Origin of the sequence: Mesorhizobium sp. M1A.T.Ca.IN.004.03.1.1 (genome assembly GCF_003997555.1) — a bacterium.
GTDB lineage: Bacteria > Pseudomonadota > Alphaproteobacteria > Rhizobiales > Rhizobiaceae > Mesorhizobium.
Map to the genome: position 1 here is coordinate 1 of NZ_RZTV01000576.1, position 258 is coordinate 258.

The 258-nt window shown below is 54.7% G+C and carries 1 protein-coding gene; it reads left to right on the forward strand.

The window, feature by feature from the left end; translation table 11 throughout:
- Positions 1–117 (forward strand): hypothetical protein (locus tag EOD29_RS38085; RefSeq protein ID WP_348630475.1); only part of this gene is annotated, 117 nt, incomplete at its 5' end.
- Positions 118–258: the final 141 nt, after the last annotated feature.

Below are 258 nucleotides of genomic sequence, written 5' to 3' on the forward strand. Positions count from 1 at the left end.
ATGGAATTCGGCGGCTCGTCGGAAGATCTCGGTCGGACCTGCCATGCACATCCGACGATGTCCGAAGCGGTCAAGGAGGCTGCACTCGCGACCTTCTTCAAGCCGATCCATATGTAATCTTACATCTTCGTAATGAAGCGCGCAGCCGCTTGCCGAGAGGCAAGCGGCTGTTTTAGTTGTCTCATATCGCAAAGTTCGAGCATCGGGGGAGATCAGGAATGCAGCAGCCGTCCATCCTGAGTTATAGTCTCAGCCAAC